3 protein-coding genes are annotated in these 2,755 nt (G+C 67.1%); 1 reads left to right on the plus strand and 2 read right to left on the minus strand.

What is annotated here, in order from left to right:
- Positions 1-157: 157 nt before the first annotated feature.
- On the minus strand, positions 158-997 hold the full coding sequence (locus ACHFFZ_RS17630) for an alpha/beta fold hydrolase (protein ID WP_394277881.1): 840 nt from the start codon (positions 995-997) through the stop codon (positions 158-160).
- A 34-nt stretch (positions 998-1,031) separates the two neighbouring features.
- A complete protein-coding gene (locus ACHFFZ_RS17635) occupies positions 1,032-2,408 on the minus strand; it encodes a S41 family peptidase (RefSeq protein WP_394277882.1) in 1,377 nt (458 codons plus the stop codon).
- Positions 2,409-2,521: 113 nt separating this feature from the next.
- Here ACHFFZ_RS17635 and ACHFFZ_RS17640 point away from each other — a divergent pair.
- The coding region (locus ACHFFZ_RS17640; RefSeq protein ID WP_394277883.1) for a class I SAM-dependent methyltransferase at positions 2,522-2,755 on the plus strand (234 nt) is incomplete at its 3' end.

Raw genomic sequence — 2,755 nt, forward strand, 5'->3', positions numbered from 1 at the left:
TCGGTGGTCCGGGGTAGCGCACGCCAATTGAAAGTCACACCCACTGGGTGGACAGCCGCAAAGTGGAGCGACCGCCCCGAACCACCTGAACCGAGCCTCGGCCAAGGCCCGATCTGCAGTCAATGGAACTAGTAGCCGCGAGTGGTTGGCGGCGGGATCACCCCGCCAGAAAGTCGAGGATGGCCTCGCTCCAGGCCGCGGGTGATTCGAACGGTGCCTGGTGCCCGCAGTCTTCCAGGACCACGAGCTGGCTGTTGGACACCTTTGAGTGCAAGCGTTGCGCGACGACCAGCGGGAACCCCATGTCCTGACGTGCGTGCAGGATCAGGACCGGTCGACCGAAGGCGGTCAGCACGGCTTCGGGATCGGCAGGACGGTGGGAGTGGAGCAGACCCTGCTCGAACGGCGCCAGCCAGTCCCCACTGAACGTCGTCCCGTTCAGGAAGTCGCGGTACTCGTCGAGGCGGTCGAGGTTCCAGATCGCCCGCGGCGCATCGTTGTGGGCCCATGCGATCGTGCGGTGCAGGTCATCGCCCGTCTCCGGCATCACGCCCGGCAGGTCACGGCGGCGCCGGTACTCGGGCCACGCCTTGAGGGCGTCGTCGAAGTCGACGTAGGCAGTGGTGGAGGCCAGCACGAGGCGCCGCACCAGCTCTGGGCGCCTCTCGACCAGGAGTTGGACCCACTGCCCGCCGGTGGAGAACCCCAACAGGTCCACCTGTTCGAAGCCCATCAGGCCGATCAGGTCGATCACGTCCTGCACCGCCAGTTCGGGCTGGTACTGGCCGAGTGGCAGATCGCGGGAGCTGTCACCGCAGCCGCGCAGGTCCGGGGCGACCACGTGACGTTGTTCGCCGACCGAACGAAGCCCTGGATTCAAGTAGTGGTGGCTCCAGCTCGGGCCCCCGTGGAGCACGACCAGAGGAACACCATCGAACCGCTCGCCGAAGTGCTCGACCGCCAATGTGATGCCCGACAGCAAGGTCACATGCTCCATGCGGTCAACGTAGCAACGCCCTGTTCTACCGCGGTCAGTGTGGGTCGGGTGTGATTCCGAGGAACTCGACGGGGCGGCCGTTGCGGTCGTAGGTGATGGCGGTGCTCACTCGAAGAGTGAGGTCTGGCCCTAGTGGTCGCAAGAGGGGGCGGCCACTGCCACCGCCGGTGGTTTCGCGGGCCACGGTGACGTGTTCGAGGCCTTGCAGCCCGAGGATGAAGTCCTCGGCTGCGCTGTAGGTCATCGAGTCGGTCAGGATCCGGAGTCGCCCTGGCCAACATGGACGATCGCTGGGATGGGCCCACCGCTGCCGGACGGTGGTCAGCCCGCCACAACCGTCACTGAACGCGATGGACCCGACGTGCGTTGGCTCGCGGAGGAAGCGGTCGCGCAACCCCGCGGCCAGCACGAGGTTGCCACCCGTGTTGCCCCGCAGGTCCAGTTCCATCACCTGTGACGGGCCCGCACCCCGACCCAGGTCGTCGAACACGTCCTCTACTCCGAGTCCCGCGTAGAAGGCTGACAACCTGACACGCACCACGTCGGCGGTGGGATCCTCCACCTGTAGGACCGTCTCGAGGGATGGCGGGGCGGCGACTTCAGTCCATGACACCCTCTGCCCGGTGTTTGGGGCGTGCGCGGTGAACTGCCGCTGTCCGTCCGTGACGGTGAGTGCACGACGCGCGGCGACCCGTGCGTGCTGTTGGGGGCTGGCTCCGGTCGTGCGCAACCACTGGAGCGGATCTTCCACGGTGACCAGCCATCCCGCCCGTACACCCGCGGCATACGCTGCGCTGGCCTCAGGGACTGCTTCGAGCATGATGCCGTCGCTGCCCAGGGATCCGACATAGCAAGGGTTGAAGCCGCGTTGGGATCGGGCAATGACGGCGGTGTGGGCGTCGCCGAGCTGGGCGACCCATTCCTGGGCCCAAGTTGTGAACGCGTCCCAGTCCTCGGGCGCCTCCTGCGCGTGGCGCCCGGCCCACTGGTCGCGGTCAATGCCCCGCAGCTCGAAGTAGGGGTAGCTTCCCAGCACTTCGTCTCGGATCAGCTGCGCGGCCTCGCGCGTCGTCCGGGGCGCGCGGAACTCGGGCCGATCCTGCGGGTCACGAAGCAGCGCATGGAGCAGCTGCATCGAGTCCATCGTCTGGTCCGGGCCGCTGGCGTGCGAGGTGAGCGTCAGTGTTCCCGGGTCCCAGCTCAGTGATGGCGGCTCGCCACTACCCGAGGGGCTGACCACCCATGCCCCGTCCTTCGGGTTCTCCCGGTCACCGAGGCGGACCTGGCATTCCAGCAGGGCTTCGAACTCGTCCGCCTCGGCGGCGAACAGTGCCAAGGCCTGGTCGTCAAAGCCAGCTGACTGGAAGTCCAGCCACAGCGTGCAGTCGCGAGCAAGTCCCGGTAGTCCCATGACCGCATCCTGCCAGCCCCGCACTGAAAGAGCCCCGGCGAACGCCAGAGCTCCACGAACTTCCGCACATGCCGCGGGTCTCGATTCGTGAGGCCAGTGCCAGACTGTCGGACATGAATGCATGGAGCGGCGTGGCCCAGTCGTACCGAGACTCCTTCGCGCCCTTGTGCGCCGGCACCGAGCCCTCAATCCTGGACGACCTCGAACCCGGTCCACTGCTCGACGTCGGCAGCGGCACCGGCACTCTCACCAGGGCCGCACTGCGGCGTGGATTCCACGTCACAGCCGTGGACGCGGATCCAGACATGGTTGCCATGACCAACGACATTGCCCCGGGGACCTACTAC

It is taken from the genome of Luteococcus sp., assembly GCF_043424415.1.
Taxonomy (GTDB): Bacteria; Actinomycetota; Actinomycetes; order Propionibacteriales; family Propionibacteriaceae; genus Luteococcus.

Excerpts from the sequence above, each read along its gene's own strand:
- ACHFFZ_RS17630 (WP_394277881.1), bottom strand. The coding sequence starts at position 997 with ATGGAGCATGTGACCTTGCTGTCGGGCATCACATTGGCGGTCGAGCAC.
- ACHFFZ_RS17635 (WP_394277882.1), bottom strand. The coding sequence starts at position 2,408 with ATGGGACTACCGGGACTTGCTCGCGACTGCACGCTGTGGCTGGACTTC.